This window comes from Pseudescherichia vulneris (assembly GCF_902164725.1).
GTDB lineage: Bacteria > Pseudomonadota > Gammaproteobacteria > Enterobacterales > Enterobacteriaceae > Pseudescherichia > Pseudescherichia vulneris.
In genome coordinates this window covers 2,135,602-2,139,350 of record NZ_LR607338.1, presented here as the reverse complement: position 1 = coordinate 2,139,350, position 3,749 = coordinate 2,135,602, and the positions used below count along the sequence as shown (strand labels likewise).

5 protein-coding genes and 2 pseudogenes are annotated in these 3,749 nt (G+C 51.1%); all 7 read left to right on the top strand.

The features are described from left to right. Window positions 1-344 (top strand): HK97-gp10 family putative phage morphogenesis protein (locus FN633_RS09180; RefSeq protein ID WP_154058882.1); only part of this gene is annotated, 344 nt, incomplete at its 5' end. Further along, a pseudogene (gp17, locus tag FN633_RS09175) lies at window positions 341-706 on the top strand (tail completion protein gp17). The gene FN633_RS09180 and the pseudogene gp17, both read left to right, overlap by 4 nt. Before the next feature lie 47 nt (window positions 707-753). After that, window positions 754-1,251: a phage tail tube protein gene (locus FN633_RS09170; RefSeq protein WP_154057509.1), complete on the top strand. Its 498-nt coding sequence runs from the start codon at window positions 754-756 to the stop codon at window positions 1,249-1,251. A gap of 3 nt (window positions 1,252-1,254) precedes the next feature. Continuing rightward, the gene (locus FN633_RS09165) at window positions 1,255-1,740 is read left to right on the top strand and encodes a phage tail assembly chaperone family protein, TAC (protein ID WP_154057508.1); all 486 of its coding nucleotides are present in this window, start codon (window positions 1,255-1,257) and stop codon (window positions 1,738-1,740) included. A gap of 5 nt (window positions 1,741-1,745) precedes the next feature. Next, complete coding sequence (locus FN633_RS18610) at window positions 1,746-1,901, top strand: phage tail assembly protein T (protein WP_425049147.1); 156 nt, start codon at window positions 1,746-1,748, stop codon at window positions 1,899-1,901. 51 nt (window positions 1,902-1,952) lie between these two features. Beyond that, window positions 1,953-2,417 (top strand): hypothetical protein, encoded by a 465-nt coding sequence (locus FN633_RS09160; RefSeq protein ID WP_154057507.1) that lies wholly within the window; start codon window positions 1,953-1,955, stop codon window positions 2,415-2,417. Window positions 2,418-2,454: 37 nt separating this feature from the next. Next, a pseudogene (locus FN633_RS09155) lies at window positions 2,455-3,749 on the top strand (phage tail tape measure protein); the annotation flags it as partial.

The window sequence follows — 3,749 nt, the reverse complement described above, 5'->3', positions numbered from 1 at the left end:
GGAACGCCGCGAGGATCGATGACCCGTTACCGGGCCGCAGCATTGCTGCCAACGTGGCGATGCGCTGGAACGGCCGCGTCTTCAAAACCACCGGCAATCTCGGTTTCCGGATCGGCGTTCTTCACGGTGCAGTCCTGAAAAAAAATCCTGATCTCGGAGAGAATGCGCCGACGCCGCACTGGCGACTGATTGAGCTCGGTACCGAGAATGTGCGGGCGCAGCCGTTCATGCGCCCGGCGGCTGAAAGCAGCGTCGGTGAGGTGGTGAACGTCTTTGCAACTGAATACGAAAAGGCTATTGACCGGGCCATCAAGCGCGCGGCGAAAAAGGGAGTGCCTCCATGATTGCGCCGATCTTTAGCGTATGCGCCGCCAGCCCGTCGGTGGTTGCACTGCTGGGCGGCGACACGCTACGCCTCTATCCGTTCGGTCAGCAGGACGACAACGTGGTCTATCCCTACGTGGTGTGGCAGAACGTCACCGGCTCTCCGGAGAACTATCTCGCGCAACGGCCCGATGTCGATTAGTTCACCCTGCAGGTTGATGCGTATGCTGACACCGTGGACGACGTGATCGCTGTTGCCGCCGCGCTACGCGACGCTATCGAGCCACACGCGTATATCACGCGCTGGGGTGGGCAGGAAAAAGACCCCGAAACCAGACGCTACCGCTATTCGTTCGACGTGGACTGGATAGTTAAGCGATAACCCTCTCACCGGCCCTGAGCCGGTTTTTTTATGACCGGAGATAATCAATGTCTGTATTAACTCAAGGCACGCAGCTCTATGTGCTCGCCAATGGCGCAGTGAGTGAAGTGGAATGTATTACAGCGTTTTCACCAGGCAGTAACCCTGCTGACCAGATTGAGGATACCTGCCTCTCTGAAAAGAATGACCGCACTTACAAACGCGGGCTTCGTACCCCAGGCGCAGCATCCCTCACGCTGAATGCTGATCCTAAAAATGCCAGCCATATCATGCTCTATAACCTGTCGATTTCCGATGATGAGGCTGATCAGGATCTGACCTTTGCAATCGGCTGGTCTGATGGTGAAGCCGCACCGACGGCAGCCGCCAGTGGCACGAGCGGGGCGGTAGACGGACTGGCTTTGCCTGACAGCCGCACGTGGTTTGTTTTCAAAGGTTACGTAAGCGACTTCCCGTTTGATTTTGCAGCCAACACGGTTGTTTCCACTTCCGCCTCTATCCAGCGTTCCGGCTCTGCCGTCTGGGTACCAAAAGCGAGCGCCTAAAACATGAAGCTGACACTTGATGCACTGAAGCAGGCCGGGGCCTTTACTGGCCGCCCGGTAGAGAAGGAAATCACCTGGAAGCAGGGTGAGCAGGAGATCACCGCAACCGTCTATATCCGCCCTATGGGATACCACTCGGCGATGACCGACGTTATGGCGGCAAATGGCCGGGTGGATGGCGTAGCCGGGCGTATTGCTGCCTCCATCTGCGACGAGTCCGGGCATCCGGTATTTACCCCAGCGGATATAACCGGCGAAGCAGATCCGGAACGTGGCGCGCTGGACGGGCCGCTGACCATCGCTCTGCTGCTTGCCATCCAGGAGGTTAACGATCTGGGAAAGAGTACCAGCTCAGCGCCGAAGACGAGTTCTGGTGCGAGCTCGTCCTCAACGGCATCGGCGGACGTACAATCGCCGAAGCGCGGGAAGCGATCAGCTTCAAAGAGTCGCAGCTCTGGGCAAAATACCGGGAACGATACGGCAGCCTGAACCCGATGATGCGGACAGAGTGGGGCGCTGCGCTGATCTCCTCCGTTCTGGCAAACGTCAACAAAGACAAGGATGCCCCGACATTTCGTATCAGTGATTTTGCGCCACACATTTCCGAAGCTCCTGTTTCTCTGGAAGATGCAATGAGGGCTTGGAGCTAAGCAGGTTAATATTTGTGATACATTTAGATCTTCATAGATGGAGATCTCGCAATGAAAAATTTTGGTTGGCTTCTTTCGTTAATTGGTGTGTTACTTGGTATATATGCCCTATTAATGGATGTGACTGTCCCTGCTGGAGATGGCACAAATGTTGTTAATTTCGGGCTGCTTTCTCTAAGGCAGAATCTTGTAATAATCGCAGGTTTTTTGTTCTTAGGTGGCCTGATAGTCTCAGCATTGAGAAGGAAGAGGCCTGTGCCTGTAGTAGATTACACAGAGCTAGATCGCATCGATGCAGAATATTTTGTTATCCATGCTGATAGTGGTGAGCGTCTTGATATTTTAGCCATTGATAGGGTAACACTCATGCTTTTAGGGAAATATAGCAAGAGTAGTGTTTCAGATATCATGCTGATGAATAGACCTCTGATTGACAAATGGTTAAGTTCTTTGCCTGTTGAACTGCAAAAGGATTTTAGGAGACAGCTAGAGGATAGGCTAAAACAAAATAGCTAAATGAGCCCCGCTTAGCGGGGTTTTTTTTGGAGAAAAAATGGCTAGTAAATCTCTTGGCACCCTCACGATAGATCTAATAGCCAAGGTGGGCGGTTTTGTTGCAGGAATGGAGAAGGCCGAGCGCTCATCAGGGAAATGGCGCAAGCAAATAGAGAGCGACGCTAAAGCTGCCGGTTCTGCTATTTCATCAGTAGGTGTCGCTGCGGCAGGTGCGGCGGTAGCGGCAAGCGCTGCTGGCATTGCTTTGCTAAAATCCACTTCTGACCAAATCACTGAAACTGATCGCTGGGCCAAATCTCTGCGCGTATCGACCCAAGAGCTTCTTGCCTGGCAGTTTGCTGCAGAAAAAGCCGGGGTATCTGGCGACCAGATGGCTGATATTTTCAAAGATATTGGCGATAAAATTGGTGATGCTGTACTTAATAAATCAGGTGAGGCTGTTGATGCATTAAATGCGTTGGGTTTATCAGCAGATAAGTTATCCAAAACCACCCCAGATAAACAGCTTTTGGCTATTGGTGAGGCTTTAAGTAAAGTCTCTACTAACGCCGGGAAGATAACTATTCTTGAAAGTCTTGGTAATGACTTATCAAAACTACTCCCGCTTTTTGATAATAATAATGAAAAATTAAAGTCATTCATTCAGCAAGCTAAAGATTATGGCGTTGCTCCTGACGCCAAGTCCATTAGTGACTTGTTGAAAGTTAACGAGCTTTTTCAAGATATAGATGCTCAAGTTAAAGGGCTGAAAATTGAAATCGCTAGTGGACTCGCAAAAGTAGACTTGTCTCAATTGAATAGGTCACTCAGCGATGTAAAAAACATCTTAACCGATCCTTCGGTTTTGCAAGGGCTGGCTTCTCTTGTGAGCCAGATAGCTGGGCTGGCGGGATGGATGGCAAAGGCGGCATCTGAGGCTGGTAAGCTTGCAGTGGCGTCGGGAAATAGAATGGCTGCCTTAGGCGGCAATGTCGATATGTCAAATATCGATCAGATAAATGAACGTATTGAATATCTTCAGCGAAACCTTTCAGGGCGGAACGGATTCTATTCGCAAGGCGAGTCTTTCTTTGGCTGGCTAACTGGCGGGGATGACAGCGTAAAAACCTTGAGCGAAGAGCTAAAGGGATTAATTGATCAGCGTGAAAAGCTGTCGAAACAAAAAAGTGCTGTGAATCTCCCGCCCACGACTCAAGCCACCACAGCGCCAGCCGGTTCATTTGCGCTTGGAGTCAATGAGGTAAACGGCAAGCCAACGGTTGACGCCGGAGCTAAAAAGCTAGAAAACGCCTTCAAAGCTACAGAGCAAAGCTACCTTCGCCAGAAAGAGTT

Excerpts from the sequence above, each read along its gene's own strand:
- FN633_RS09170 (WP_154057509.1), top strand. The coding sequence starts at position 754 with ATGTCTGTATTAACTCAAGGCACGCAGCTCTATGTGCTCGCCAATGGC.
- FN633_RS09165 (WP_154057508.1), top strand. The coding sequence starts at position 1,255 with ATGAAGCTGACACTTGATGCACTGAAGCAGGCCGGGGCCTTTACTGGC.
- FN633_RS18610 (WP_425049147.1), top strand. The coding sequence starts at position 1,746 with ATGATGCGGACAGAGTGGGGCGCTGCGCTGATCTCCTCCGTTCTGGCA.
- FN633_RS09160 (WP_154057507.1), top strand. The coding sequence starts at position 1,953 with ATGAAAAATTTTGGTTGGCTTCTTTCGTTAATTGGTGTGTTACTTGGT.